General features: G+C 46.6%; 29 protein-coding genes and 1 pseudogene. 14 read left to right on the top strand and 16 right to left on the bottom strand.

The genetic code is table 11. From position 1 onward, the window contains the following. Positions 1-64: 64 nt before the first annotated feature. Complete coding sequence (locus tag WA407_RS16405) at positions 65-1,123, bottom strand: GerMN domain-containing protein (protein WP_023990027.1); 1,059 nt, start codon at positions 1,121-1,123, stop codon at positions 65-67. Between the two features lie 151 nt (positions 1,124-1,274). Here WA407_RS16405 and WA407_RS16400 point away from each other — a divergent pair, with 151 nt between their 5' ends. Then, a complete protein-coding gene (locus tag WA407_RS16400) occupies positions 1,275-1,832 on the top strand; it encodes a phosphatidylglycerophosphatase A family protein (RefSeq protein ID WP_039272599.1) in 558 nt (185 codons plus the stop codon). A 77-nt stretch (positions 1,833-1,909) separates the two neighbouring features. Continuing rightward, entirely contained in the window at positions 1,910-2,347 is a 438-nt protein-coding gene (locus WA407_RS16395; protein ID WP_235308545.1) for a GNAT family N-acetyltransferase, read from the top strand. A 143-nt stretch (positions 2,348-2,490) separates the two neighbouring features. On the opposite strand, the gene WA407_RS16390 is transcribed toward WA407_RS16395, so the two are convergent. From WA407_RS16390 to WA407_RS16370, 5 genes are all read right to left on the bottom strand, one after another. Next, positions 2,491-3,282 (bottom strand): SDR family NAD(P)-dependent oxidoreductase, encoded by a 792-nt coding sequence (locus WA407_RS16390; RefSeq protein ID WP_103050104.1) that lies wholly within the window; start codon positions 3,280-3,282, stop codon positions 2,491-2,493. Positions 3,283-3,387: 105 nt separating this feature from the next. Next, entirely contained in the window at positions 3,388-4,026 is a 639-nt protein-coding gene (locus WA407_RS16385; protein ID WP_061828860.1) for a TetR/AcrR family transcriptional regulator, read from the bottom strand. Between the two features lie 219 nt (positions 4,027-4,245). Beyond that, positions 4,246-4,881, bottom strand: coding sequence for an NAD(P)-dependent oxidoreductase (locus WA407_RS16380; protein WP_336077834.1), 636 nt, complete (start codon positions 4,879-4,881; stop codon positions 4,246-4,248). A 77-nt stretch (positions 4,882-4,958) separates the two neighbouring features. Further along, positions 4,959-5,969 (bottom strand): MBL fold metallo-hydrolase, encoded by a 1,011-nt coding sequence (locus tag WA407_RS16375; RefSeq protein ID WP_039272604.1) that lies wholly within the window; start codon positions 5,967-5,969, stop codon positions 4,959-4,961. 22 nt (positions 5,970-5,991) lie between these two features. After that, positions 5,992-6,777 carry a class I SAM-dependent methyltransferase gene (locus WA407_RS16370; RefSeq protein ID WP_039272606.1) on the bottom strand — a complete coding sequence of 262 codons (786 nt, stop codon included), beginning with the start codon at positions 6,775-6,777 and terminating at the stop codon, positions 5,992-5,994. A 343-nt stretch (positions 6,778-7,120) separates the two neighbouring features. Here WA407_RS16370 and WA407_RS16365 point away from each other — a divergent pair, with 343 nt between their 5' ends. Further along, positions 7,121-7,999: a DUF72 domain-containing protein gene (locus WA407_RS16365; protein WP_336077793.1), complete on the top strand. Its 879-nt coding sequence runs from the start codon at positions 7,121-7,123 to the stop codon at positions 7,997-7,999. On the opposite strand, the gene WA407_RS16360 is transcribed toward WA407_RS16365, so the two are convergent. The 5 genes from WA407_RS16360 to WA407_RS16340 are packed head-to-tail and all read right to left on the bottom strand — an operon-like array spanning position 7,991 to position 13,030. Beyond that, complete coding sequence (locus WA407_RS16360; protein ID WP_336077792.1) at positions 7,991-9,106, bottom strand: tetratricopeptide repeat-containing glycosyltransferase family 2 protein; 1,116 nt, start codon at positions 9,104-9,106, stop codon at positions 7,991-7,993. The genes WA407_RS16365 and WA407_RS16360 overlap by 9 nt on opposite strands. Continuing rightward, the gene (locus WA407_RS16355; RefSeq protein ID WP_336077833.1) at positions 9,103-9,978 is read right to left on the bottom strand and encodes a class I SAM-dependent methyltransferase; all 876 of its coding nucleotides are present in this window, start codon (positions 9,976-9,978) and stop codon (positions 9,103-9,105) included. The genes WA407_RS16360 and WA407_RS16355 overlap by 4 nt, the downstream gene beginning before the upstream one ends. Next, positions 9,971-11,320 (bottom strand): nucleotide sugar dehydrogenase, encoded by a 1,350-nt coding sequence (locus WA407_RS16350; RefSeq protein WP_235308530.1) that lies wholly within the window; start codon positions 11,318-11,320, stop codon positions 9,971-9,973. The genes WA407_RS16355 and WA407_RS16350 overlap by 8 nt, the downstream gene beginning before the upstream one ends. A 2-nt stretch (positions 11,321-11,322) precedes the next feature. Further along, positions 11,323-12,303: a polysaccharide biosynthesis protein gene (locus WA407_RS16345; RefSeq protein ID WP_235309846.1), complete on the bottom strand. Its 981-nt coding sequence runs from the start codon at positions 12,301-12,303 to the stop codon at positions 11,323-11,325. Between the two features lie 19 nt (positions 12,304-12,322). Continuing rightward, entirely contained in the window at positions 12,323-13,030 is a 708-nt protein-coding gene (locus tag WA407_RS16340; RefSeq protein ID WP_235308528.1) for a glycosyltransferase family A protein, read from the bottom strand. A gap of 216 nt (positions 13,031-13,246) precedes the next feature. Between WA407_RS16340 and WA407_RS16335 the strand changes: the two genes are divergently transcribed. Continuing rightward, on the top strand, positions 13,247-13,960 hold the full coding sequence (locus tag WA407_RS16335) for a GT-D fold domain-containing glycosyltransferase (RefSeq protein WP_235308526.1): 714 nt from the start codon (positions 13,247-13,249) through the stop codon (positions 13,958-13,960). A 259-nt stretch (positions 13,961-14,219) separates the two neighbouring features. Further along, positions 14,220-15,347 (top strand): SGNH/GDSL hydrolase family protein, encoded by a 1,128-nt coding sequence (locus WA407_RS16330; protein ID WP_336077791.1) that lies wholly within the window; start codon positions 14,220-14,222, stop codon positions 15,345-15,347. Between the two features lie 224 nt (positions 15,348-15,571). Here WA407_RS16330 and WA407_RS16325 read toward each other — a convergent pair whose 3' ends face one another. After that, on the bottom strand, positions 15,572-15,988 hold the full coding sequence (locus WA407_RS16325; RefSeq protein WP_023990042.1) for a hypothetical protein: 417 nt from the start codon (positions 15,986-15,988) through the stop codon (positions 15,572-15,574). Between the two features lie 164 nt (positions 15,989-16,152). On the opposite strand from WA407_RS16325, the gene WA407_RS16320 reads away from it, so the two are divergent. The 5 genes and pseudogenes from WA407_RS16320 to WA407_RS16300 all read left to right on the top strand — a co-directional run bounded on the left by WA407_RS16320 (position 16,153) and on the right by WA407_RS16300 (position 21,025). Then, positions 16,153-18,132, top strand: a complete 1,980-nt coding sequence (locus tag WA407_RS16320; RefSeq protein WP_336077790.1) for a methyl-accepting chemotaxis protein — start codon at positions 16,153-16,155, stop codon at positions 18,130-18,132. 56 nt (positions 18,133-18,188) lie between these two features. Next, positions 18,189-18,365 carry a YjfB family protein gene (locus tag WA407_RS16315; RefSeq protein WP_235308518.1) on the top strand — a complete coding sequence of 59 codons (177 nt, stop codon included), beginning with the start codon at positions 18,189-18,191 and terminating at the stop codon, positions 18,363-18,365. Positions 18,366-18,555: 190 nt separating this feature from the next. After that, positions 18,556-19,911 (top strand): dipeptidase, encoded by a 1,356-nt coding sequence (locus WA407_RS16310; protein WP_336077789.1) that lies wholly within the window; start codon positions 18,556-18,558, stop codon positions 19,909-19,911. A gap of 244 nt (positions 19,912-20,155) precedes the next feature. Next, positions 20,156-20,287: pseudogene (locus WA407_RS16305) on the top strand (putative RNA methyltransferase); the annotation flags it as partial. 123 nt (positions 20,288-20,410) lie between these two features. Further along, on the top strand, positions 20,411-21,025 hold the full coding sequence (locus tag WA407_RS16300) for a methyltransferase domain-containing protein (RefSeq protein ID WP_336077832.1): 615 nt from the start codon (positions 20,411-20,413) through the stop codon (positions 21,023-21,025). 69 nt (positions 21,026-21,094) lie between these two features. Here the strand turns inward: WA407_RS16300 and WA407_RS16295 are convergent, their stop codons facing one another. The 3 genes from WA407_RS16295 to WA407_RS16285 form a co-directional block, all read right to left on the bottom strand. Continuing rightward, on the bottom strand, positions 21,095-21,481 hold the full coding sequence (locus WA407_RS16295) for a hypothetical protein (RefSeq protein ID WP_180984650.1): 387 nt from the start codon (positions 21,479-21,481) through the stop codon (positions 21,095-21,097). A gap of 156 nt (positions 21,482-21,637) precedes the next feature. Then, the gene (locus WA407_RS16290; protein ID WP_013311697.1) at positions 21,638-22,129 is read right to left on the bottom strand and encodes a hypothetical protein; all 492 of its coding nucleotides are present in this window, start codon (positions 22,127-22,129) and stop codon (positions 21,638-21,640) included. A gap of 166 nt (positions 22,130-22,295) precedes the next feature. Continuing rightward, positions 22,296-22,778, bottom strand: a complete 483-nt coding sequence (locus WA407_RS16285) for a hypothetical protein (RefSeq protein WP_165179168.1) — start codon at positions 22,776-22,778, stop codon at positions 22,296-22,298. A gap of 492 nt (positions 22,779-23,270) precedes the next feature. On the opposite strand from WA407_RS16285, the gene WA407_RS16280 reads away from it, so the two are divergent. The 3 genes from WA407_RS16280 to WA407_RS16270 all read left to right on the top strand — a co-directional run bounded on the left by WA407_RS16280 (position 23,271) and on the right by WA407_RS16270 (position 24,306). Next, the gene (locus tag WA407_RS16280; protein ID WP_023990050.1) at positions 23,271-23,531 is read left to right on the top strand and encodes a hypothetical protein; all 261 of its coding nucleotides are present in this window, start codon (positions 23,271-23,273) and stop codon (positions 23,529-23,531) included. After that, complete coding sequence (locus WA407_RS16275; protein WP_103050086.1) at positions 23,528-23,929, top strand: retropepsin-like aspartic protease; 402 nt, start codon at positions 23,528-23,530, stop codon at positions 23,927-23,929. Before WA407_RS16280 ends, WA407_RS16275 begins: the two co-directional genes overlap by 4 nt. Positions 23,930-24,057: 128 nt before the next feature. Continuing rightward, positions 24,058-24,306 (top strand): hypothetical protein, encoded by a 249-nt coding sequence (locus WA407_RS16270; RefSeq protein ID WP_254350211.1) that lies wholly within the window; start codon positions 24,058-24,060, stop codon positions 24,304-24,306. 216 nt (positions 24,307-24,522) lie between these two features. On the opposite strand, the gene WA407_RS16265 is transcribed toward WA407_RS16270, so the two are convergent. Further along, the gene (locus tag WA407_RS16265) at positions 24,523-24,750 is read right to left on the bottom strand and encodes a helix-turn-helix domain-containing protein (RefSeq protein ID WP_007431813.1); all 228 of its coding nucleotides are present in this window, start codon (positions 24,748-24,750) and stop codon (positions 24,523-24,525) included. A 306-nt stretch (positions 24,751-25,056) separates the two neighbouring features. On the opposite strand from WA407_RS16265, the gene efeO reads away from it, so the two are divergent. Continuing rightward, complete coding sequence (gene efeO / locus WA407_RS16260; protein ID WP_235308507.1) at positions 25,057-25,935, top strand: iron uptake system protein EfeO; 879 nt, start codon at positions 25,057-25,059, stop codon at positions 25,933-25,935. The last annotated feature ends 2 nt before the right edge of the window (positions 25,936-25,937 follow it).

The following is a 25,937-nucleotide window of genomic DNA, read 5'->3' as shown; positions in this document are numbered from 1 at the left end:
GTTCTTATATGTTTATTTTACCAAAGTGTGCAGGCAAAAGCACCCCAAGGACGATTTTCCGCCCTTAAAGAGGGATTTCGTTAATATGTTGCGGCTTGGCTACAGGCTCTCCATAATTTTGATTATTTTGTCCAATTACGCTTTTTTCACCATTCAGTTCAATCCGAATTTTTGTTTTGACCGCATCATCTGAATTGTCTGCCGCTGTCAGCACAACCGATTCCAAAAATTCAGCAGGCACAGCTTCTCCTTTAGCAAACATATCATCTGAGAGAGATACCGTAATTACGTTGTCTTTGGAGCGTTCTACCGATTTCAGCGCCGTCTCCCCTGTCATCACTTCTTGTAACCCATCTTTGGTCTGCGGCCCTTGAATCAATTGATGCAGTGCTGACTGGACACGATCTTTCTCAGGGCTAACCAACCGGGTTACAGGTACATAGTATTGAACTCCAGCAGGAGAAGAAGAAGAGAAATACACAGTGACTGGACTGGAATCCAGGGGTGTCACGCCATGACCAATTTCCAAATTAATACCTACTGCACGCGTCAATGGATGATCTAGCGGTGTGCCGCCAACAGGCATTTCGTTCAGTTTTTTGCCATCCACCCAGATCTGTACGCTCTCAATATCGGGACGGTCGGTTAGGGTCCAGGTCAAGCTCTCCATTAATTTTCGTTCTTCTTGTGGCTTATAGTTGGCGAAAGATTTGTTGAATTCGACAACAGCCAGCTTGTTGTTCTTGTCCACTGTCACACTTTTTACTTCTGTACCCTGGGGTATGACCCCTTTAAATCCCTCTGGTAATAATCCAGCATACGGCCCGCCCTCAACCAATGTTTCCAACGCTGACTTGGCATCTGCCTGCACATCACCTGTAGCAATCGGTAAAGATACCGGGGCCAGCAAACCGTTATGGTCTTGCAAAAAAACAGCCCTCAGTTGACCTGTACTGGCAGGTGCTTTTCCGGTTACAGCCTTAATCATGGACTGCTCTGTCGTGGACGGCGGGGGGTCAATGGATGCCGATTCGTTGCCGAAAAGGCTGCAGCCCGACAACAACAGGGGTAGGGATAGCAGTCCAGCTACAGAGGTCATACGCCATGGGTGTTTTATATTCATAAGTGAAGTTCCTCCCTAACAATTTTGTACAGATTGTACTAATATGTATACGAGCCTCGCGTAAAAAATAACTACTTTTTCAGCAGACTGGACACACTGGTCATAATTGCAGTAGAAATCAGGATCTATACGAGGAGGGAATTTCAACTTTATGGACAAGAAAAAAGCACCATACAGCCTGAATAGTAAAAAGGTAGCCGATGCCACCCGCGAGTTGCTGCACAAGCGTGGTGTACACCTGACTGAAATCGCAGAACTGGTCATGCTTTTACAAAAAAAATATTACCCGACCCTAACGATGGAAGAATGTATTGAGAATGTGGACAAGGTGCTGATGAAGCGCGAGGTTCAAAATGCAGTGCTCACGGGCATCCAACTGGACATCCTTGCCGAACAGGGCGCTCTTCTTCCCCCATTGCAGGACATGATTGAGAATGATGAGGGATTATACGGAGTGGATGAGATTCTGGCCTTCTCCATCGTAAATGTGTACGGCAGCATTGGATTTACCAATTACGGTTATGTCGATAAGCTTAAACCGGGTGTGCTGGAACGCCTGAACGATAAAAGCCTCGGGCCGATCCATACGTTCCTGGACGACATCGTGGGCGCTATCGCAGCTTCGGCCAGCAGCCGTATCGCCCATCGCAAACAGGCAGAACGCGAGCAGGAGCTTGGGGAAGAAAGTGCACCGAATACAACCCGTTAAAAAAACAATAACACCCTAAATTATAAACAACACGTTAGAATATAACAGATATAGACAAGCTTAGAGGAGAACTAGACATGGCAAACGTAACTGAAGGATATACATTCCGTACGATGCAGGCTGACGATTATGATCAGGTCATTGAGCTTTGGAATGGCTTAGACGGATTAGGATTAAGCGAGGCTGACTCACCGGAGCGGATTGCACGCTTTTTACAACGGAACGAAGGACTTAGCTTTGTCTGTGAGTACAATGGAAACATTATAGGCACGATTTTAGCGGGTCACGATTCTCGCAGGGGGTTTTTGTATCATCTGGGTGTAGCCACAGCACATCGTGGTCAAGGGATCGCGCCCAGACTGGTGGATAAGGCGTTATCTGCTTTGCTGAGAGAAGGCATTGATAAATGTCATCTGTTTGTAATGGAGCATAACGCAGGGGGGCAACGCTTCTGGTCAGCTAACGGCTGGGAGAAACGGGATGGAATTTTACTATATTCCCGAGGGCTTGAATAAGGTCTAAGTGCTTGATCTATACAAATAGGAACGCCGGGTCTGATTCAAGTCGAGTTAGAAACGATCAGACCCGGTGCATAAAACTCACAACATATTGATTAGCAATCCTGACATTTCAAGCCCAGATTACCTTCATTCATAAATTACAATCCATTTTTTGGACGCAGTGCACGTTCTACAATTCCCAGCGTGGATTGACGAGAGAATAACCGGGACACCTGAGCTACCCAATAGTTCTGGCGACCGGAAATGATGTGACTACGCCCCTTTTCAAATGCTCTCAACGCGTTCTTCACAACGGTTTGGGGAGTTTCCCTAATTCCAACTGACGCTTCACTTGCGCCAACAATATCAAAAAAAGGCGTTTCTGTTGAGCCTGGACAAAGGGCCAGAACTTTAAGCCCCCGTTTCCGATTTTCGGCCCATAGCGCTTCAGTAAAAGAAAGCACAAATGCTTTGGTTGCCCCATACACCGCCATATAAGGATCGGGCTGAAATGCAGCTGTGGAAGAAACATTGATTAATCCACCATCCCGCTTACGCAATAAATCAGGCATAAATGCATGTGTGATGTCGACTAAAGCAGCCACATTGAGCATCACTTCCTCATGCTGTCGTTCTCCTGAAACCTGCTCAAAGTATCCATAGGTGGCAAAACCGGCGTTGTTAATCAAGAGATCTACCTTTAGCTGTTGCTTTTGAACCTCCTGATGCAATGCTTGTGGTGCTCCTGGTGTGGAAAGATCCATCGCAATCACCGTTGCTTTTACGTTATATTTAGCTGAGAGTTCTTTAGCCAGCGTCTCTAATTTGGTTTCATTGCGTGCTACCAAAATGAGATTACATTTCTTAGCTGCGAGCGAATAGGCAAAGGCCTCGCCAATCCCTGATGAAGCCCCTGTGATCAGAGCTGTTTTGTTTGCGTACATAAACATGATGATAACCTCCATAGTACCATAGTTTTATTTTAGAAACATCGTTACCACTACTCTATAATGAACTGAAGTCATCTACTATGACGACCTCAGTACACTTCATATTTACGATGGGGATGAGGATGTTTTAAATGCTACGAGCGTATTCTTCAGTGTAAATGTATACACTCCTTGAGCCATATCTACATCTGAAAAATGACCTGCAAACTGAAGATGTATGACTCCATGTAAAGCAGACCACAGCATTCGGACAACCAACAGCGGATCTTCCTCTTTCAGTGCCCCTATCTCCATAGCATGTGTGACGGTGTGCAGAATTCGTGACAATGCCGTTGTGGTACCCTCCAAGCTCTGTTCATCCGGCTTGAAATCAGATAATGCACCGCCAAACATCATTTTGTAATAAGCTGAATGAAGCTGCGCAAATTCCCAGTACGCCCAGCATAGAGCTTCAAGATCAGCGAGTACGCTTTCGGTAACAGGTACTTGCTGGAAGGATTCAGCCAATAGCCGACATCCATCCAGGTACATCTCATTGGCAAGACCGTCCTTACTGCCAAAAATACTGTAAATGATCTTGGTGGAACAGCTTAATTTCTGCGCAACTCGCCGCACGGTCACGGCCTCTGGCCCTTCTTCCGCAAGAAGGATGCATGCCGCATCGATGACATTTTTACGTAGCAATTGCTGCTGCTGTAGCTTCACTTCCGAATAGGTTTTATAGGGATGCGATGGCTCGGACATGATTCAATACACTTCCTTTTGCTTATTAAGAACTGTCGCTTGATGCTACTATAATAAATTAAAGATCTACACAAGATTTTAGGAAACAGTGTTTCCGTTAAGAATCATAGTATTCTAAGCTTGAGTATTTGTCAAATGAAAAAAAGAACGCAATGAGTAGGTACACTTACCGCGCTCTGGTTGAATACTTAAAAATGAAGCTATTTTTGCGTTCTATGATTAGTAGGCAATGCCTACCCGTGTACGGATAAATTCGTAACTCTTGCATTGACGATAGGTAAAATCAGCCGTATCCGCGGTGGTAATTTGTGAGCCACCTTCAGGCAAAAAATCTTTTTCCACACGATAAATCCCTGTATGCTCTCCATCTGGCAGATAGGTTGGACATACGATTGTCCAGTCTAGTGCTGATTCACGCAGCAATTCGTACACTCGCCGATGTTCCTCGGCCGCACGAGTGCTGCGTCGCCGGGTCTCGGAGGACTCGTACCGATACAGGTCCGGTTCGGTCCGGCTTTGTAAAATCCCTGCCGTTCCTACCGTAATGAGCCGGGAAATGGACTGCTCCTGCATGAGCCGGATCAGCAGGGCTATATTAGCGGATAAGGTAGTCGTTCCATCCGTATTCAGCGCACTGATCACAACCGTCGCCCTACCCTTCAGCGCTTGTGCTACGTCCTCTGCATTAGTGGCATCGCCTTGTACGATTTGCAGCTGATTCCCGTATCCGGGTGCGTAATCCTCCAGCTTGTCCGGTGAACGAACAAGGACCGTAACGGCATGGCCGTCCGCTAATGCATAATCTAATATGTACCGTCCTACGCGTCCGGTAGCTCCCAGCAGCAGCAAATTCATAAAATCCTCTTTTCCGGCATGCATGCCGCTTGTCATGTTGCTCTTGTCATGTCACTTTGTTGGTTGACTTTCCGCGACTATTGACGGCAAAGGGGATAGAAGCGCGTGATTGAGTCCGTCTCGCTCATAGAGGCCCGTTCACGGCGCACCAGTTCCACCAGATGAGCCAGCGTCTCGGACATGGCAAACCTTAGCTGGTGAATACCCAGCTTGCCACCGAACATGGCCATGCACAGCTCATAGGCTGTGCTGCCCTCCGGTTGGATCAGCTGCTGAAATTTCTCCAGCCGTTCTTCATGATGCGCCAGCAACGCTTGCGTCCGCTCCCGAAAATAACCAAACGGATTGCGGTGCCCCGGATATGCCCACGCTACCTCCAGCTCGCCTAGACGCTGCAAGCCGTCTACATAAGACTTCAACGGCTGGGCATCACTGTCTGGCAGCAGACTGATATTAGGAGAAATCTGCGGCAAAACTGCGTCACCGCAGAGGATAACGCCGCTATTCGGGTCATATAAGGACACATGTCCGGGCGCATGTCCTCCTGTCTCGACGGGGAGCCAACTGCGTTCACCCCATTCCAGACGAGCGTCCATCCCGGTAGGAATAACGGTAATTTCAGGCTGTGGATTTACTTGCAAATATGCCTGCCGCATATGTAATTCCAAGGCCGACACTTGCTCCAAAGGAAAGCCATGCTGGACAAAAAAGCTGGGAAGCCTGTTCTCCATAGCGACCGTCGACTCTGGAGCGTCCCACATCATCATCGCTTCCTTATGGCTTCGAGCTGACATATGTACACGAGCCTGACTTTGCTGCTGCATCCAGCCCGCCAATCCGTAATGATCGGGGTGATGATGAGTCACCACAATGTCAGAGATATCCCCAAAAGACATCCCCAGCTGTTGGAAGACATGCGCCCATTCTGCCTCAGTGTCCATATTGCGCGGCCCCGGGTCTACAATCGTAAAACCGTGCTGTCCCTTGAGCACATAGCTATTCACCCAGCGCAGCGGAAAGGACATGGATATTTTGACCTGAAAGCCTCCGTCTATTCGCTCACACGGTGTAAGCTCTGGCAATTTCATGGCTTCCATCCGCCTTTCTGTTTTAAGCCCGCACGCCGACAAAAATCATTCGAGGCGAAGCATCTTCAATATATTGATCTTCATTATAGCTTCCGTGTACCTGCTCTACAGATAGTCCGGCTTGCTCTAGCAATCCACGAAACTTTTCATATGGATATAGCTTCACTCGTTCATGATACACACGCGCAGGTTCTCCCTCAGTAGGAGTCGTGCCCAGAGCAGAGGCTACCTCAGTGCCCGCAACGGATGCAGCTGACCGAATCGCAATTTGTTTTTTCACAAAGCCATCTTCAATGACCCGATGCTCCTCAATCCAATTCCCTTCATCCTCCCGTGACGAATGCGGTACCAAATGAGCGGTTACATAAGCAGGGTTCAAATAATCTATGATAAAGCGTCCTCCCGGCTTCAACAGCCGATATATTTCCTTTAATACTTTAAGCTGCTCCTCATCCTTTTCAAAATAACCAAAGGAGGTGAACAAATTCATCACCGCGTCATAGTTTTCATCCAGCGGCACCTCTCTCATATCCCCTTGATGCCAACTTACCCGCCCTTCGGAATCAGCTGCACGAGCCTCTCTCAGCAGCACATTGGAAAGGTCTACACCTGTCACCTTATAACCTGCATCTGCGAGCGCAAGCGAATGACGGCCCATCCCACAGCATAAATCCAATACGCTGGAGCCTTGCGGTAATTTGAGCCAGGAGATCATTTTTTGCACTTCCTGATAGGCTCCCTGAAAGTCGCGATGCTTGTATACCAATAAATAATCTTCCCCAAAGCTTTGCTCGTACCATTCTGCCATATCGTTTCTCCTCCATGAACTCATTTCGCTCTATTACATACTATATTAGCTTTTTCAAACTGGAAACTCAAAAGCATTACGAATAAGAGTTTTACAAAAAATCCTGAACAACAAACATGTTACAATAATCGTTATTTGAATCCATTTCATAATACCTTCAGTAGCTTTAATAAAGAGTACATATAGATCAAAATGGTTTAATCATTTATGAAATGGATTCATTTGAGCTTAAATATTCATAGGAACTTCATACCAACTTCATGTGATTCACCCCATTTTATCATTAAAATGATTCATGGGAACGCCTTTAGAAGGATTCATAAGAGAAAGGAGCGGGGAAGTTATGATTCAAATTGGACTTACGGGTTGGGGCGATCATGATGACTTGTATCCAACCGGCACCAAAGCTAACCAAAAACTAAGCGTCTATGGAAGCCATTTTCCGGTAGTAGAGATGGATAGTTCTTTCTATGCGGTGCAGCCCACAGATCGTATGGCACGCTGGGCGGCGGAAACCCCTGACTCTTTTTCATTTCTCGTCAAAGCCTATCAAGGCATGACTGGACATACCCGCGGCAAGCAGCCTTACTTCAAAACAATAGATGCCATGTACGAAGCACTGCATGCATCTATACAGCCTCTTCGCGAAGCGGGCAAGCTCAAAGCCGTGCTGTTTCAGTACCCACCCTGGTTCGACTGTACACGTGAGAATGTCGCTGTATTGAGAGACACGAAAAAAAGGATGGAAGAGGTCCCATCCGTACTTGAATTCAGACATCAAAGCTGGTTCACACCCGATTTTCGGAAACAAACGCTGGCATTCATCCGTGAAGAAGGCTGGATACACAGCGTATGCGACGAGCCGCAGGCGGGACCGGGGTCGGTTCCTATTGTGCCGTTGGCTACAGACGGCAATCTGACAATCGTACGTCTCCACGGACGGAACATATCGGGCTGGAATCAAAGATCCGCGCCTAATTGGCGGGAGGTTCGTTATCTGTATCGATACAATACACAAGAGTTGACCGAATGGAGAGACAGATTGCTGGAGCTGGAGCAGCAAAGCCGTGAGGTGTGTGTTATTTTCAATAACAATTCAGGTGGAGACGCCGCTGCTAACGCCAGGCAGCTCATGACCATGCTTGGCATGGACCCTAAACCTTTTCCCCTTCGCAAGCCACCCGAAGAGGATAACGGACCGGAACAGCTTGAACTATTTTGAGGAACGGGCTGAGGGTGGGGAGTTGCAAATAGCCTCCTTGAGCTTGCGTGCATTATCCAGTAAATGCGGGTCGTCGGGTAAATAGCGTAAAGCGGTTTGGTTATGCTCATACGAAGCGTCCAGCTGACCTACATGGGCATAGCAATGGCTAAGCCGCACATGAGGTAACCAGGAGTAGCATGGTAGTGAAACAGGTCGCATACCCGGAAGGTGATGCTGTTGCTCTAATGCCTTTTCATACCAGTATGCGGCGGTGGTCCATTCGTTTCGTGTGAAAAACCAGTCACCGATCATGCAGCACAAGTCTGATTGCGGTACACCGTATCGAAAGGAGCGTAACAGATTATCCAGCTGTTGCTCCGGCTTCCCGAGGTGAAGATAGCATTCCGCCGACCGCGCACAAGCGGTAATCCGATCCTCACGGTAGCCGCTTGGCTCCTCTAACAGATGGTTGAACGCCTCTGCCGCCTCGGCATATTCTTTACGGTCAAAACATTCATTGGCGTGCAAATACAGCAGACGCCCCTCCAGCTTGCCGCTTTCGCTGATCCACCGGGCGAGAATACGTTGGTTACGGAGCGTGTGGTCTTGCATTCGGCGGTGAGTTACTGCCACATCCGAATGCACGATTTGCCCCTGAGGTATCACCAGATCCTCATGCAGACGCCCTTCCCAGCGGTATTGTCGCTCACGCTTCACGAGACGGATACGGCGTGAGGTGAACAACAGTTCACCCTGCTCCCCCTCTGCCAGATGAAGTGGCATTACCACTGCGTCGATATCCATAGACAAACGCTGCTTCAAGGCACGCAGGCGCTCACGGTCCGGCTCCAGCAGCACATCGTCCGCATCCAGCCACATGATGTAGGAACACGTCGCCTTGTCAAACGATTCATTACGGGCGGCTGCAAAATCATCCCTCCATACAAACGTGTATAGCCGATCCGTATAGCGGGCTGCAATCGTCTTCGTCTGATCCGTCGATCCCGTGTCCACAATGATGATTTCATCCATCAGGTCTGCGACCGAATCCAGACAGCGGGCCAGTGTCTGCTCCTCATTTTTTACGATCATACACAAGCTGATAGTCGTTGGATGCTCAATCATGACTTCACGTCATCCCCTTTACCTTTGGCTGATTCTGCCGTCGCTTTTCCGGTAGACTCGCCATCAGTATATGCACCTCTCCTTTCAGCCTGCGTCTTGTCTAGCTGTTCGACACGTGCATACCTGTGCAACGGCAAAAGTTGTTCCTCCATATGCCGGATTCGCTGTACCGCCTTGTCGAGTGCGGCCTTTCGCTGATTCATTTTGCGAACATGCTGCTGCTCCACCAGTCGAAATTGCTCCTCGTCCAGTTTCATCCATTCATTCAGATGCTCTACCCCTGGTTTGGCCTCACGCAGTTCTTTCGACTTCTTGCGGCCGGCAAAGCACAAATATTTGTGATGCACCTCCAGCGCTTGTTCATCAAAATAAGGATACAACACACGGGAGAGGCTCCCGGCATAGTAAGTCCGCTTGTGATCATGAAACGGATGGTATCCATAAGGTACAGACAAGACGAGCGTTCCCTTTTTATTCAACAAGCGATAAGCATGAGCCAGCAGGGTGTGGGGATGCGCAAAATGTTCCAAAATCTCCCCTAAAATAATGGTGTCAAATCCACCGGGAGGACGCTCGAATTGTGAAATGTCCTTTAACTGAAAGTGGACTCTTCCCCGGACGGGTGCGGATTCCTGGCGAAGTTCTTTTTTCGCATAAGAAATGCTGCCCTCTTCCAAATCAATGGCTGTTACCTTAAATCCTTCCCGCCCAAGCAAAATGGACGTTATGCCCTGACTGCACCCAACATCCAGCACAGTATGGCCCTGTACATGGCGGCAAATCCAGTGAATTCTATTGCGAGTGGCTTCATGGGACTCTTCCGAATTGATTTGCCCGTAATAACGTTCATTTACCTGATCACGGTTAGCCAACAGCGGCGCCCCCTCCATCACCGGGATGCCCCAAGATGACGACATGTCCACCTGTACAATGTGCAGTCGCATTACGTGTATCGAAGACCAGCGGGGCATGGTCGACCAGCTGTTGGTAATCCACCACAGAATGGTCTGTCGTGATGACTACGATATCTGCACTTTCCCATAACTGGGCATTTGCCGTTCGAGAGGAGATTGCTTCACCGTTCAGTTTAAAGCTCGATACATATGGGTCAGTGAAGCTCACCGAAGCTCCCATTTTTATTAGATGTTCAAACAGGACAAGAGCTGGGGATTCCCGAACATCATCAATGTCCTTTTTGTAGGCCACACCTGCCAGAATAATTTTGGCTTTGTTTATGGCTTTACCTTTCTGAGCGAGCATGGCTTCAATTCGCTCCGCGATATACAGCGGCATACGCCGGTTCATGCGATCTGCCAAGTCCACGAATTCCAGTGGAAAACCATGCTGCTCGGATTTCCATGACAAGTATAGCGGATCAACCGGGATACAGTGCCCCCCGATCCCAGGTCCCGGATAAAAAGGCATATAACCGAATGGCTTGGTTGCCGCCGCATCCAGTACCTCCCATATATTGATGCCAATTTTCTCACAGGCGGCTGTCAGCTCATTAACCATTCCAATGTTGACGCTGCGGAATGTATTCTCGAACAGCTTGGCGGCTTCCGCCACGGTTGTCGAGCTGACTGGTACAATCTGGTCCAAAAAGGACCCATAAAAACCTACTCCCGCCGCCAGACAATCCGGTGTGCAACCGCCGATCACCTTGGGTGTGTTGCGAATGTTAAAATGAACGCTGCCCGGATCAACACGCTCCGGTGAAAAGCACACATAAAAATCCTTACCTACTGTCCAGCCCCTGCGCTGCTCTATCACCGGCCGAATCAGTTCCTCGGTCGTTCCCGGATAGGTGGTGCTTTCCAGAATCAACAGTGTTTGTCTACGCAAATGAGGTATGGCCTGATCAATAGCCGTTTCAATATAGGACGTATCCGGCTGGTGTCCGTCCGTCAGTGGCGTAGGCACGCAGATCACAACGACATCCGCATGCTCCAGCACCTTGATATCCGTAACCGGATGCAATTGCTGCCCGATCAGACCTTCCAATGCATCATCGCCAATGTCTATGATGTACGACTTTCCTTGAAGGAGCTTGGCTACTTTGACGGGATCGGAATCTACACCATATACATCATAACCAGCCTTTGCCATTTCCACTGCCATGGGCAGCCCTACATAACCGAGGCCGATGACCGCAACCTTTACAGTTCCTTTAGTTATTTTCTCCATAAGCTGCAAAATACCCACCTCTTTCATCGTTACTCCATGCCTCTCAATAGCTCAGCAATTCCAGCGCGGTTCATCAACTCATCGTCCGAGCGATATTGATCGAAGCTCACTCGTTCCAATCCACCATATTGGCTCAGTAAGCGTTCGTCTGCTTGCTGGGGAAGAATAACAAAATAACGATCATCATAGCGATACGTGTGCGGCACCTCATAGGGCGAAATCAGCACCTCATGCAGCTTTTCTCCACCACGTATACCAATCTCCTTCACTTTCAACGCAGGCTGCCCCGCCTGTTCTTTCATCACTTCTGCCAGATCTGCAATATTGCAGCCCTTCATTTTCATCACAAGTGTCTCTCCCCCAATCGCCGTGACAGAAGCCTTCAGCAGCAAGCCAATCGCCTCTCCGAGCGTGAGGAAAAAGCGTGTCATATCTGGACTCGTCAGCGTTAAATCCTGCCCTTCCGCGATCTGGCGCTTGAACAGGGGCACGACACTTCCACTTGTTCCGAGCACGTTGCCGCCACGAATACACACAAAGCGAGTACGCTCACTTAAAGTGTTGGCGCGGATCATCAGTCTTTCACCTATCGCCTTCGTCATGCCATATACATTCACCGGGTCTACCGCCTTGTCTGTAGAGACATCAATTACCTTGGCGACTCCCTGTTCAATACTGGCCCGGATCACATTTTCCGTACCGTGTACGTTCGTCTTGAAAGCCTCTTCCGGCTGTCTCTCACACACGGGGACATGCTTTAATGCCGCCAAATGGAAAACATAGTCCACTCCGCGACATGCCTCCTGCAATGCCTGAAGATCTCGAATATCTCCAATAATGAAATTCAGGCGCGGATCAGATTGAAATTGCCGCTGCATGGCAATCTGTGCAAATTCACCGCGTGAGAAAATGCGAATTTCCGTCGGTCCCTCCTTTAGCAATTCAGCAGTTAGGCGTTGCCCCCAAGATCCTGTTCCTCCGGTCACCAGCAGTTTTTTTCCTTTGAACAATATAATCTCCTCCTGACCGTTATGAATTGGCAATGCCTGTTCCCAGAAATTCAGCCAGCACAGCATTCATTTCATTCTCTGACAGCCGATCCTTCTCTGGCACTTTTTTCACCGAAGTATTGGCGGCATGAATGACGTTCACATAGTTGCGAAGCGGAATGACCTCATGCGGCAGCTCCGTTACATATCCGTGCGTACCCTTCCCAGGTATGACGACACGGTAATCATTTAGAAAATCCTCCACTTGATAGCGAAACACATAAAAAGAAGGCGAACGGTGAAACACCGGTGCCATCTGCCCCTCAACGGCATCCCACAGGTAACCCATCTGGTTCACCAACGCAACCGTCTCCGGTTGAAACTTGTAATCATGCAACTGTTGTACAAATGACTGGTGATACAAATCGTCAGAATCAATTCGAGCAATGAGCAGTTCGTCCGCGTCTTCGATATACGCATTGATACGACGTTTACTTTCGATGCTCGTACCAAAACGAATATGGTCGGGAATGGGCTCATGCTTGGCCAGCTCCTCTTCCACAATGTCACTGCATCCGCCCGCCAGCTTGACGACAGATAAGAAATCCGTATTTGTCTGACTGAGTAAACTACGCAGCGTAAAGGTTCTGAATATATCCAGTCGCTCACTGATCCACTCACGTGTCAGGCGGTTGGGGTTCATCCCATAGTTATTAAAATTAATTTCAATTACAATCTTGCGATTCATTGATCTTCCTCCCTTTCAACCGTCTTCTCTCAAGTTATGAAGACGCTTTTGAAACGGCACGTACAGATGCAACGAATCTTGTAAAAATAGGTAGAATCCAAAAAGAATAGCCGTTCATACAAAAACCTTTTCGCTTTCGACATATGATAGATTACAAAGTTTTTTACTCCATCTGAAAAGTTGAACAAGCAGGGAACGACAGGGAGGTAACATGATATGACGAATCCAAGGTATCTGGAGATTGACGAGGTACTGAAACGATTGAAGCTGGCACTCGATCAGCACCAGTCCTTTTCGCTCATTCGTATTGGGGATGGTGAAAATTTGGTGTTGTCGCAGGACACCGTCTGGCCGATGGAAAAGGTATTACAGGAACGTTGGGCGGTCAAAGCCAATCTCGGTCAAAAGGGACTGTTTCTACCGAATACGGAACTACGGGACGCGGTGGCTGAGGCAGTGAGCAAAGCCAGCATTGCTGGCATTTTGCCATATGATGACGAATCTATTAAAGCACCATCCTATATGAAGCGGGAGCTGACCGATCAGGTTTTTGCTCACTATGCTCTTTCCCCCGCGCTGACTTGCCATGCCTGCCTGAATCGGTATTTGGCTGAGACACCCGCTTTCTGGGACATGCTGAAAAATCGACGCATTCTGCTAGTCACCCGAGCGGCTGCTGAAGTAAAGCCTGTTCTTGAGGCCGATCCGTACAAGCTGCATATCGCCCACACGCTGGCATTTCATCAATATGAACAAATGCCCGAAACACTCCAATGGATCGCAGCACATAAAGATGACTTTGATATTGCGCTGTTCTCTTGTGGTGTCAATGCAGTCGTGTTAGCACAAAAAACAGCAGAGTTAACTGGCAAAATAGGTATAGACTTCGGCAAGGCGATTAATATCGTCATGTTTGGCAAAGCTAATTAATAGATAAAATAATATTTGTGAAAAAATCCACTTAGCAAGTAATCTTTGCTCCGTATATCAAAGAAGCACCAGCAAAATTCAATGGGCTGGTGCTTCTTTGATATCATATGTTGTTCTAAAGTCCGTGATCGAAAAGAATAATCTATATAAAGCCTTGGACCCTTGCTTGTTTAGAAATAGAATTTGAGATTCCCTGTCACTTCTTTTACAATATTACAGAAACTAGCATTCATTTATATATCATGAGGAGGGTGTTGAAATGTCACATAACAAGAGATTGAAGACATACCAACTTACAAAAGCAAAGCATGTAAAGGTTCATGGCCGAACTACGCAAACACGTTCACCTCTTACTCTGTTTTGGACAGGCAGTGGCATTGAATTGAATATCAAAGGCTCAGAGCTTTGGATTGAAATTGAGGCCGATTACCAGGTGTATGAACCCTGGATCAGTATTGTCATCAATGGTGTTCCGATGAGTCGCCTGATGGTGACCGCGGGACGACATTGGATCTGTGTTTTGAGAGGGTTGAACCCTGATACGGTCAAAAATGTCCGTGTGGTCAAGGATGTCCAGCCTATGAGTTCGGACTCGCGCTGCTTGTTGCAAATCTATGCCCTGAAGGTTGACGGGGAATTGCTGCCAGTCACTGATAAGTCCCTCAAGGTGGAATTTATCGGTGACAGCATTACCTCGGGAGAAGGAACGATTGGAGCGAAGGAGGAGACAGACTGGGTTCCCATGCTGTTCACAGCACTACGCAATTATACAGCCATAACAGCCGAAGCACTGAATGCGGACTACCGAGTGTTATCACAAAGCGGATGGGGTGTCCTAACAAGCTGGGATAATAATCCGCATGCAAACATACCCGCATATTATGAGCAGGTATGTGGTGTGCTAACCGGTGAGAGAAATGAAGCATTAGGGGCATTTTCAGATCATGATTTTACCTCATGGCAGCCGGACGTGGTCGTAGTGAATTTGGGGACTAATGACGGGGGAGCCTTTTATTCTCCTGCATGGACGGACCCAGCAAGCGGGAAAGTGTACAAGCAACGCTTGAACGAAGACGGTACATTCAATGAAGAGGATTTACAAGATTTTGAAAGCGCTATCGAACGTTTTCTTGTCAAGCTTCGGACCTACAATCCTGCTGCCCATATTGTGTGGGCCTATGGGATGCTGGGTACTCCGATGATGCCCTCAATCTACCGAGCGGTAGACGCATACAAGAAAAGAACGATGGATCGGAATGTGTCCGTATTCCAACTGCCTAACACGACGGAAGAAACGATAGGATCTCGCAGCCATCCCGGGCTCTCAGCCCATGCCAAAGCAGCAGACGAGTTGACAGTGTATTTGCGAGAGATTCTACAGAAATAGAATCCGAGAAACACAATCAACTCTCTGTTGAACACGCTCATAAAGGAAATTACAACAACTAGGTCCATTGTGTTCTGGGTGTTGTGGTTAAAATCATGGCCACGAGCCTGCGGCAAATGTCTGCCCCAGACTCGTAGGTGATAAGCTCAGAGCGCAGCGACCTAATCACAGGAGAACTATGAACAGTCAGTGAATTCTTAATAAAAAATCCTTGTCTGATATATTTACAAAAACGGAGTCGAAGCGATGCCCGTGAACACCTCTGGACCATTACGAACAGTGGTCGATACACCAGAAATATAAGAAGAATATACGGTCTGTATTGCCCAGGGAGCGGACAGATCCTGTGCATTAAAAGCTTGCGTTTCATTAGCTCCAGTCACGCCCAGTACTCCCTCGGCGCGGTAGACTACCTCGCTCGGATCATAGTCGGCTCCACGTACGATTTCAACCGCATACGTATCGCCAAGCTCTCCGATCAGACCAATAGAACCACTAAAAGTTACAATCGGACCCGGCACAAGAAAGGTTCGCAGGGTGATCAAACCGAACCGCTCCGGTATAGGACCCAGCTGTATATCGGGACCCTCACCTGTTTTTGATGAATTGGTGGAGCTTCTCATATCCAGAAAAAAACCCATACCCTATCCCTCCAAATTGCAAGATACTCCATGCTATGCAAGAAATTCTTTAGCGTATTGGACAAATTAGTAATAAATCTATCAATTCAGCTCAAAATAACCGATAGTAAATACATATGGTATAAATATTAGAAATGAATATGTAGATAGAAAGCAGGGGTTTGATGAAACAACTGAAACGACTGAAAACATTAACACTACGCAAGAAATTGACAGCAGCATTTCTACTGGTCATGCTTGTTCCTAGTATTATTGTGGGCTCTTTCTCCTATCAGGCAGCGTACAACGAGACAGATCGCCAATTACTGGACAGTGCAACGTCTAGCGTTACCGCATCTGATCGTGCTGTTACTCAAACGATTCAGGCCAAAATTGCTGATCTCGAATATTACTCTACAACGATGACGGTTAGTGATAATAGTGCTGAAGCAGATGATGCCATTCTGAAAAAATTACAAGTATATTTAAAAATGCATGCAGAAGCTGTTGATATGTTTGTCGGAACTCCCGAAGGTAAACTCATTATTGGCAAAGCCGTAGGCTCCACAAACGATCCTCGTGAGCGTCCGTGGTACAAACAGGCTATGGAGAAACCCGGACAAACCGTAATCAGCCCGGTTGGACTCAATACGGCTAAGGTCCCCGTTGTGTATATTTCACGCACACTTCCCGACAACAGCGGCGTTCTCGGTCTTTCCCTGAACCTGAATAATTTAAAAGAAATCACAAAGTTAAAAATCGGACAAAATGGTTTTGTTATGATATTGGATGGTACCAAACGTATCGTAACTCACCCGACAGAAGTCAGCGGAAGTACCAAAATGGGGGAAACGTTACCCAAACTGTTTGCCTCCGAGGAAGGTAGCTTTAGTTACGATTTTAATGGCGTAGACAAACACCTGATTTTCAAAACTAATGCGCTGACGGGCTGGAAAATTGCCGGGACGATGGACAAAGCAGAAACCAGTGCCTCCGCCCAGCCGATTCTTATCACGACGATCATCGTGTTGGTGATTGCAGCCATCATCATTGGTGTACTCGCAATGTGGCTAATCAGCAGTATACTTAAGCCCATCCAAAGATTACGTAATTCTATGGATGCCATCAGCAAAGGTAATCTTTCGATTAACGTAGCTACGACCAGCACAGATGAAATTGGTGAATTATCAAGATATTTTCAACAAATGGTAGATAACCTTCGTAATATGATTAAAGAAATTCAAGCGATGACAGGCAATTTGTCGGCATCCTCGCAGGAGCTTGCAGCAGGTGCAGAACAAACGACCCGGGCTATCGAGCATGTGACCATAGCCATTCAAGATGTGGCCGCAGGCAGCGAACGCCAAGTGGGCAGCGCTAAAGCTAATCAGACACGGGTTAGCGACATGGCAACAGACATCACCGCGATGACTGAAACTATGGCTGAAATGACCACTTACTCCACACAGGCCATTCAAGCGTCGGATGCAGGCAGTGAGCATATCGGCAACAGCGTCGTCTCCATTGACGGCATTCGTACTACCGTGGAAGAACTGGATACGATTATCGGTGCTTTGAGTGACCGATCTGGACGAATTGGAACGATCGTCACTGTCATTACGGAAATTGCCAGCCAGACTAATCTGCTCGCATTGAATGCTTCCATTGAGGCAGCACGCGCAGGAGAGCATGGCAAAGGTTTTGCTGTCGTGGCGACAGAGGTCCGCAAGCTGGCTGAAAACTCAGCTCATTCCGCACAACAAATTCGTGAACAAATTCAAGGGATACAGAACGGTGTGTCTGAAGCTCTGGTTGCTATGGAATCAGCGAAGGAACGCGTAAATGATGGTATCAATTCCATTGACCTATCCGGTCGCTCCTTCTCTCGTATCCGTAGAGCAGTAGCCAAATCAGCGAAGCAGCTTGATAACGTCGCAGCTTCTACCGCTGGCGTCGCAGATGGAACGAGTACAGTCGTCAGCAGCATGGAGGAAATTACACGCATCGCTGAAGAAGCGGCATCCCATACAGAGACCGTGTCCGCAGCCGCAGAGGAGCAACTCGCCTCCATGGAAGAGATCGGTTCGTCTGCCGCAGATTTGACCCGTCTGGCAGAGCAGCTTCAAGATTTACTGACACAATTCCAATTGGATGAAACAAAATAACCGTTCCAACCGATAAATACAGAGAAAGAGTCTTCACAATGAAGGAGGGTTGGAACATGGATATCGCAGCATTATCAACAGGTATGAGTCAGGCCAGCTTAGCTCAAGCCGTAAGTGTGAAAGTATTAAGTATGGCTAAAGATCAGGCCGGTGAACAAGGACAGGCTTTAGTGCAGATGATGGAAAAAAGCGTACAGCCTCATCTCGGGGGTCAACTGGACATTCGCGCATAAGTGCATCCATATGCTTGGTTAGGGGCGATTCTGCTCAGGTCTGAACAGACCCGGGTAGAATCGTTTTTTTATCTCCCTATTTTTCGTTCAGCACAAAACGTAGTAAACTAGACATATCGTCCACAACCTCGGTTCGGAGGATAGCGCAACATTCACACGATTTACATTGAAAAAGGAGGATACATAGTTTATGAGTTATTCCGAATATTTTGAAAAAGCCAGAGAGCAACACATGGGCGAGTTACAGGAGTGGTTGTCCATTCCGAGTATCTCAGCATTATCGGAGCACAAAAAGGACATTAACCAAGCAGCTGATTGGCTGGCTGCCAAACTGACTGCTGCCGGTCTGGAAAACGTTGAAATCATTCCAACCAAAGGGCACCCGCTGGTATATGCCGATCATTTGCACGCACCTGGTAAACCAACGATCCTCGTGTATGGACACTATGATGTACAACCCGTAGACCCGCTTCACCTGTGGGAAACGCCGCCGTTTGAGCCATCCATCCGTGATGGAAAATTGTATGCGCGCGGAGCGACAGATGATAAAGGACAGGTTTTCTTGCACATTAAGGCAGTTGAGGCCATTTTGAAGCAGGAAGGCAAATTGCCGCTGAACATCAAATTCTGCATTGAAGGCGAGGAAGAAGTGTCCAGTCCGAACTTGCTTGAGTTTTTACAAACTGGAGCTGAACGTCTGGCTGCCGATGCTGTACTGGTGTCCGACACTTCCTTGATCGAAAAAGGGAAGCCTGCCATTTGCACAGGTTTGCGTGGACTATGTTCACTGGAAGTCGCCATTCACACGGCGAACACAGATCTACATTCCGGCTCTTTCGGTGGCGGCGTGCCGAATGCTCTGCATGCTCTGGTGTCCTTGTTGGCAACCCTGCATGACGACAAAGGCCGCGTTAGCGTCGAAGGATTCTACGACGATGTCGCTCCATTATCGGCAGAGATGAGAGAAGAATTCGTGAAGCAAGGCTTCAATGAGAGCAAGCTGCAACAAGATCTTGCACTTGATTCCCTCTATGGCGAAGAAGGATTCAGCTTCGTTGAGCGTGTTGGGGCGCGTCCGACACTGGAGCTGAACGGCGTATACGGTGGCTTCCAAGGGGAAGGCACGAAAACGGTCATTCCGAAAGAAGCTCATGCTAAAATCACGTGCCGCTTGGTGGCTAACCAGAATCCGCAAGACATTCTGGACAAAATCGAGCGCCATTTGTGCGCTCATGTTCAGGCAGGAGCTACTCTGGATATTCAACAGGGTGAAAAAGCAAACGCCTTTAACATCGACCCGTCCCACGCGTTTCTGCAAGCGGCAGCCGATGCTTTTGAGAAGGTATACGGTGTACGTGCCCTCTTTACCAAGGATGGAGGCTCCATCCCAATCGTGGAAACCTTCTCTCGTGTGCTGACTGCCCCAGTCGTGCTGATGGGCTTCGGCTTGCCAGATGAGAACCTGCATGCGCCTAACGAACATTTTAACTTGGATAATTTTGACAAGGGTCTACTGACAATTGTAGAGTTTTTGAAATCGGTGTAAGCACATGACAACTTCTTATGGCTAAGTTACAATAGAGAGGGCGAAAGCCCTTTCTATTTTTTTTGGAGGAGCGCTATATAATATGATTATTCAGTTTATTCGTTTACGGTAATGTGAGGTACAGTTCATGAAAACTCAACCATTTTTCCGAAAATGGGTTGGGTCTATTTGGCTGTGCCTTTTTTCATTCACCAAATACGAATGAACGGGGTGCTTTTCTGTGTCCAAATGGAATAAACACGAGATGAAGGCTGGCCTGATTGGTAAGCATGAACATCTCTTTAGGTGTCCTCTATGCTCTCAACCGATGCGTATGGTGGAAGGTAAAAGCCTCCTATGTACGAGTCAGCATTGCTATGATCTTTCAAAATACGGGTATTTACATTTAGCCGCCCGGTCCTATAAGACCAAGTATGATAAACAACTATTTTCCTCCAGAAGAATGATGTGCAATAGCGGATTTTTCGATCCCTTAAATGAAGCGATAAGCAGCACTATAATGAAATTTATGATGCCGCTGTTTGATCAAAAATCACACCTTTACTTGCTCGATGCAGGTTGCGGGGAAGGCACTCATTTGAGCCACATTCAGGATAAGCTGACTTGGAAGGGAATCACCGAGCTTACAAGCGTAGGTATGGATCTGTCTAAAGAAGGTATTGTGGCCGCAGCCAAAGAATATCCTCATACCCTTTGGTGTGTTGCCGATCTGGCTCATTGTCCGTTTTCAAATCAACAATTTGACGGTGTACTCAATATTTTATCCCCTTCTAATTATGCTGAATTTACAAGAATTCTTTCGGAAGACGGCTGCGTCCTGAAAGTTATTCCCGAACGATATTATCTTCGGGAATTGAGATGCTTGTATGAACAGAAAAAGAACAAGCCTGCTTATTCGAATGATAATATATTAAGCCGATTTAAAGATCATTTTAAACTTCTATCCGCCGAACGGGTAACCTATCGTTTTATGTTAAATGCCGACCTCTTGAAACCTTTGCTCCATATGACTCCCTTATCGTGGGGAGCTACGGAAGCAGACTGGCAGCGAGTGGAGGAAATAAATTTACCGTATGTCACAGTAGATTTGCTCATCTTATGCGGTAAAAAATAGATACTAAAAAGCATTCACAGCATGGAACCATCCATACTTCGTGAATGCTTTTTACGTTAGTTTCGTCGCTTAAGAAAAACGGGTGTAGCGCAACAGGTGAGCCAGCCGATTGAGCCGTTCTATCTCCCGATCCAACTCATGCAGCGGCTGTCCAGCCAAAGCAGCGTTTGCTCTCAGATCCCGTAGCGGGTTCATTTTTCGACCCATGAGTTTGAGCACCGTTGCCTTCCCCATGTTATTCACCACCACATATTGCGTTAGCGGGTCAAGCTCAATCCACAATACATGATGCTGTTGAAAAAACGATAATAGTTGCTTTTTTAACGCCTCCAGCTCTTCAATCTCACCTGTGATTTGCGGATGATGATGAAAAGCCACATAACCCATCACCCGCAGGTCACTTATGATTTGTTCCAAATGAAGCGTTTCGTTTATGTACACATTGTTTGTGCTCATGCGGTTTCTTGCACCATTCGTATGATCTTCCCGTATGACGTTCACCACCTGACTATCGTTTATATCAAGCTTTATCTTTCCCCTTTTTCACTATAGCGCAATCGGCTTTGAAAAGTCAGGACGTACACAAACCTTGCGAACAAAAAAACAACCGGCTTATACGCCAGTTGTTTCCCGTTCCACAAAATACTTATTGGTCATATAATGGGCCTTGCCTCTGGAAGTATCCACCATTCCCTTTTTGTTGTCGAGAAAAACAATCTCCCGGCATTTGGTGCAGTACCACTTGGTCCGCTTAAAGGGAGATTCTGTTACATACGATGTACCACATTTGCAATCTACTTTAATTAAGGTTTCAGTTGATTTGTAAGCCTGGGACAACTCTTTTAGGCCAGTATCCGGCTGTTGAATCGGGATAATAACCTCCTGATAGCTTGAATACTGATTATGCACCTTAAAATCAGCCACCAGTTCCGCATGCAGTCCAAAGTACTCTTTGCCAATCTCGGTTACAAATTTCTTGCCGATTCTGTAACACTCAAGCCATTCCTGTATCTGTTGATTAGACAAAGGCACTGTGCCCTTGATACCACTATTTAATGTGTAAGTCATGATGTATAAAGTATCATCTTGTCTATGTCCGTACATGAGAAGCCTCCTTATAATACACTTGATAATGTACTACAAAGCGTAAAAAACATCAATTTTATTATTTGGCAAAAGATTTAGTATCATTTCCAAGTATGGATTTAATACATGGTGACAAGCACACAAAGACGTGTTCGAGTCTAGTTAGAAAGCAACTGACAATCTGTCAGTTGCTTTGTCTTTCCACATAGTATTTGTTGGTCATGTACCATGCCTTGCCTTTATCTGTATCCACCATGCCCTTTTTACGATCCAGGAACACAATGTTATTACACTCCTTGCATGACCACTTGGTTCTTTTGTGCGGTGACTCTTCTATATAGGAAGCACCACATTTACATTCCACCTGAATTAATGTTTTATACTGGCTGTACGCTTCTACCAATGGGTCCAGATCTACAGCTTTGCGTTCCATTACAGGCTGTATTATGGATATGTGTTCTCTCTGCTCCGAGTATTCATTATGTACCTTGAAATCTGCTACCAACTCAGGGTTTAAACCAAAATACTGTTTCCCCACAACCGTTACAAACTTGCTGCCAATTCGATATGCTTTGATCCATTCCTGCACCTGCTTACTGGTTAGGTCGACAGTTCCCTTTATACCGCTGTTCAGCGTATAAGTCATCAAGTGTTGGTTGGGTGTCATATGTCTTAACATTCACCTCCGATCAAGAATATACCACAGGTAGCTCTAGGCAAAAGCTACTTCCTACTACCTGAAGCAATGAGCTTTTTCTGCCTTGTGATTCTTCTTCAACACCTATATATAAAAGTATAGCTCAAAACCTGATCCATCTTCCATCCTGTCGTCATGCTGAATACTGCTTTTGTAGGGATTTATATTCTTAGACTATCACCAGATGCATTTCTATCTTAGTATAACTTTGTGGTACAGTCTTATGTTTTGATCACTCCTGTTAGTTGCACTATGATCCCTAATGGTAGTTTCTTCCTTCTATATATAGTACATCATTTACACGCAAATTCCCACATATTTCAGTGGTTATTCTGTAAAACAAAAGCCTTCATCCTTTTTAAAAGGGATACGGGACTGATCACATGGTAGAGGTTACTGCTTCCTTGCCGCCCCCCCGATTATGTTATAATAAAATAAAGCAAAAAGAGCGAGGTGAAGTCGATGAAATGGGAAGAAATTGCCGAATCACATCCAAGGCGATTTGTGTTGGTTGAGGCTATAAAAGCCAGTTCCAATAACCGCGTGCGCAATCTTGAAGACATGGCGGTTATTCAGGATTACGATAACCCAAAAGATGCATGGAGCGGGTATAAACATTTTCACAAACTGTATCCGTCACGCGAACTGTATGTGTTCCATACCAGTCGATCCGATGTCGAGGTTGTAGAAGAGTTTTTCTCAGGAGTACGGCAGCGTACATGAAGATTAACCTTCATAATGGTTTGCCAATTGTTTCCTTAACATTGAGACATCACGACCAAACTGCTCTATTACCAAACGTATTGTTCGATACAGGGTGCGCTGCAACAGTGTTTGATACGGATTTACTTGCCCAAATCGGCATTCACATTGATTTCATTAACGGGAGAGCAAAGCGGATGTACGGGGTGGGCGGTACAAGTGAAATTTGCTACGAACAGGTAATTCCTCATCTAAAAATCGGTCATATTCAATTAGATACATTTCCAATTCAACTAAGCTCTATTCAAGAGCCGTATGGATTTGATGGCATATTAGGCATTGATTTTATGCTAAAAACAAAATTAATTGTTGACTTTGATTTAATGAACATCCACTCCCCACTTTCACCTTTAAAATAATTCCAAGCAGGTGGTCACATGTCTCTTCCTTTAAATCTGTTTACCATCATGCTCAGCCCGTAGAAGTATTACTTATACCCTTGGTTTCTCCTGCGGGCTGAGCCTTTGCCCAAGGGAGCGTGATGGTAATGAAACCTAATCAAAAAAATCGTAATCGAGCTTATTTTAGGCACCACAGAAAACGTGTTATTCAGCGTAAAAAACGGCTTTCAGCACACCGGGGATGGGTCATCAAATTCGATGGTGTATTCTCCAAAGGAAAAATCCATTGTTCCTGCTGGATGTGCAGTAATAAAACAAAACGACTGGGCTATCCCAAATCAGAGCTAGCAAGAATAGATAACTGCCAGGAACAGCTTCAAGATTATCGTTTCTAAACTAAAAAACGATCAAAACAAGCGAATGTCCATTGCTATGACACTCGCTTGTTTTACGTTTACAATAGATTTTCCAGCTTCTCTCCTCAATTTGAAATATAGAATAAACTTACTAGGTTTGATCAGCTAACATACCACAAAACAAAAGCCTTCCCGACCACCCTTCGCTGTCGAAGGATCATCGAGAAGACTTTGTACCCCGCAAGGAACAAGAGGTCAGATTTTTAATTCTCCAAGCCTGATTAATTCCACGACCGCCTGTGAACGACCTTTTACGTTCAGTTTCTGCATTACATTGGAAATATGGTTTCGGACCGTTTTTTCGCTAATGAATAGCTGTCCGGCGATGTCACGTGTTGTTTTGTCCTGCACGAGCAGTTCAAATACTTCACGTTCACGGTGAGTTAACAAAAACTTGTTTTTGTGGTCGTTACCCTTCGTCAATTTCACCCCTCCTTGCTCGGGTTTTGTGTGGTGTAACAAGGTTAAGGGATACAGTCAACACATTTTATGTCATGTGCTCAGGTATGGTTCAATATGCGGATAAAAATGGGCATAGGCACCTTACTAACTCCCTTCGATGGAGGGTTGGACTCTGCGTCTAATTTATGTATTGACAGGCATATGGGCCAGCCTTATGATAAGAAAAACCGCGACTGATAATCATTATCAAAATAAAAATTCGATATAGATATCGCGCAACAGACTATGGTTCAAGGCCAGTTTGGCCAGAAAGGGTGTTCATTGATTATGAAACTACGTTATGCCGTACCGGCCGGAGTGCTGATCTCTTCTATTCTGTTCGCAGGTTGCGGACAAACCGGAACTGCTACTCAGCAGCCTGCCGCAACGACCAAAGATGCAGGAGCAACAACACAGACAACGACTCCTGCCGCTTCTGCCCCCAATTTTGATCAAGCGGTAACAGCTTACCGCACCTATGCCATCGAGCAATGCGATACGTTTGTGAAGAAGACAGAAGAATTCACGAACGCGGTCAAAGCTGGCGAGCTGGATAAAGCCAAGGCACTGTACGCCCCTGCACGTATGTACTATGAACGGATTGAACCGATTGCAGAAGCGCTGGGTGATCTTGACCCGAATATTGATGCACGTGACGGTGATGTGGATGCAGCGGATTGGCGCGGCTTTCACCGTATTGAAAAAACATTATGGGAAGAAAACACAACCAAAGGAATGGACGAGTTTTCCGACCGACTGCTGAGTGATGCCAAGCTGCTGCGTGCCAAAGTAGAAACAGTTAATATTGACGCCAGCCTGATGGTAACGGGTGCAGTAGAGTTGTTGAATGAAGTATCTACCTCGAAGGTGACGGGTGAGGAGGAACGATATTCTCATACAGATTTGTACGACTTTGCAGCCAATGTGGAGGGCGCACAAAAGATATATGACATTTTAAAAACAGATCTGAACCAAAAAGATGCGGCGTTGGAAAAACAAATTGGTGAGCGCTTTACGGCCTTGCAGCAGGAGTTGGCTCCTTTTAAGGACGGAGAAGGCTATGTATCGTATACAAAACTGAAACCGGAAGAAGTTAAAAAGCTGAGCCAAAACCTCGATGCCTTGGCAGAACCGTTGTCCCAAATGGGGAAATTGTTAGGAGTGTAATG

The organism is Paenibacillus sp. 203 (assembly GCF_037027525.1).
GTDB classification, from domain to species: domain Bacteria; phylum Bacillota; class Bacilli; order Paenibacillales; family Paenibacillaceae; genus Paenibacillus; species Paenibacillus polymyxa_B.
Note: the sequence above shows the minus strand (reverse complement) of the source record. Positions and strands in the feature narration are given on the sequence as shown.

Excerpts from the sequence above, each read along its gene's own strand:
- WA407_RS16405 (WP_023990027.1), bottom strand. The coding sequence starts at position 1,123 with ATGAATATAAAACACCCATGGCGTATGACCTCTGTAGCTGGACTGCTA.
- WA407_RS16400 (WP_039272599.1), top strand. The coding sequence starts at position 1,275 with ATGGACAAGAAAAAAGCACCATACAGCCTGAATAGTAAAAAGGTAGCC.
- WA407_RS16395 (WP_235308545.1), top strand. The coding sequence starts at position 1,910 with ATGGCAAACGTAACTGAAGGATATACATTCCGTACGATGCAGGCTGAC.
- WA407_RS16390 (WP_103050104.1), bottom strand. The coding sequence starts at position 3,282 with ATGTTTATGTACGCAAACAAAACAGCTCTGATCACAGGGGCTTCATCA.
- WA407_RS16385 (WP_061828860.1), bottom strand. The coding sequence starts at position 4,026 with ATGTCCGAGCCATCGCATCCCTATAAAACCTATTCGGAAGTGAAGCTA.
- WA407_RS16380 (WP_336077834.1), bottom strand. The coding sequence starts at position 4,881 with ATGAATTTGCTGCTGCTGGGAGCTACCGGACGCGTAGGACGGTACATA.
- WA407_RS16375 (WP_039272604.1), bottom strand. The coding sequence starts at position 5,969 with ATGAAATTGCCAGAGCTTACACCGTGTGAGCGAATAGACGGAGGCTTT.
- WA407_RS16370 (WP_039272606.1), bottom strand. The coding sequence starts at position 6,777 with ATGGCAGAATGGTACGAGCAAAGCTTTGGGGAAGATTATTTATTGGTA.
- WA407_RS16365 (WP_336077793.1), top strand. The coding sequence starts at position 7,121 with ATGATTCAAATTGGACTTACGGGTTGGGGCGATCATGATGACTTGTAT.
- WA407_RS16360 (WP_336077792.1), bottom strand. The coding sequence starts at position 9,106 with ATGATTGAGCATCCAACGACTATCAGCTTGTGTATGATCGTAAAAAAT.
- WA407_RS16350 (WP_235308530.1), bottom strand. The coding sequence starts at position 11,320 with ATGAAAGAGGTGGGTATTTTGCAGCTTATGGAGAAAATAACTAAAGGA.
- WA407_RS16340 (WP_235308528.1), bottom strand. The coding sequence starts at position 13,030 with ATGAATCGCAAGATTGTAATTGAAATTAATTTTAATAACTATGGGATG.
- WA407_RS16335 (WP_235308526.1), top strand. The coding sequence starts at position 13,247 with ATGACGAATCCAAGGTATCTGGAGATTGACGAGGTACTGAAACGATTG.
- WA407_RS16330 (WP_336077791.1), top strand. The coding sequence starts at position 14,220 with ATGTCACATAACAAGAGATTGAAGACATACCAACTTACAAAAGCAAAG.
- WA407_RS16325 (WP_023990042.1), bottom strand. The coding sequence starts at position 15,988 with ATGGGTTTTTTTCTGGATATGAGAAGCTCCACCAATTCATCAAAAACA.
- WA407_RS16320 (WP_336077790.1), top strand. The coding sequence starts at position 16,153 with ATGAAACAACTGAAACGACTGAAAACATTAACACTACGCAAGAAATTG.
- WA407_RS16315 (WP_235308518.1), top strand. The coding sequence starts at position 18,189 with ATGGATATCGCAGCATTATCAACAGGTATGAGTCAGGCCAGCTTAGCT.
- WA407_RS16310 (WP_336077789.1), top strand. The coding sequence starts at position 18,556 with ATGAGTTATTCCGAATATTTTGAAAAAGCCAGAGAGCAACACATGGGC.
- WA407_RS16300 (WP_336077832.1), top strand. The coding sequence starts at position 20,411 with ATGAAATTTATGATGCCGCTGTTTGATCAAAAATCACACCTTTACTTG.
- WA407_RS16295 (WP_180984650.1), bottom strand. The coding sequence starts at position 21,481 with ATGAGCACAAACAATGTGTACATAAACGAAACGCTTCATTTGGAACAA.
- WA407_RS16290 (WP_013311697.1), bottom strand. The coding sequence starts at position 22,129 with ATGTACGGACATAGACAAGATGATACTTTATACATCATGACTTACACA.
- WA407_RS16285 (WP_165179168.1), bottom strand. The coding sequence starts at position 22,778 with ATGACACCCAACCAACACTTGATGACTTATACGCTGAACAGCGGTATA.
- WA407_RS16280 (WP_023990050.1), top strand. The coding sequence starts at position 23,271 with ATGAAATGGGAAGAAATTGCCGAATCACATCCAAGGCGATTTGTGTTG.
- WA407_RS16275 (WP_103050086.1), top strand. The coding sequence starts at position 23,528 with ATGAAGATTAACCTTCATAATGGTTTGCCAATTGTTTCCTTAACATTG.
- WA407_RS16270 (WP_254350211.1), top strand. The coding sequence starts at position 24,058 with ATGAAACCTAATCAAAAAAATCGTAATCGAGCTTATTTTAGGCACCAC.
- efeO (WP_235308507.1), top strand. The coding sequence starts at position 25,057 with ATGAAACTACGTTATGCCGTACCGGCCGGAGTGCTGATCTCTTCTATT.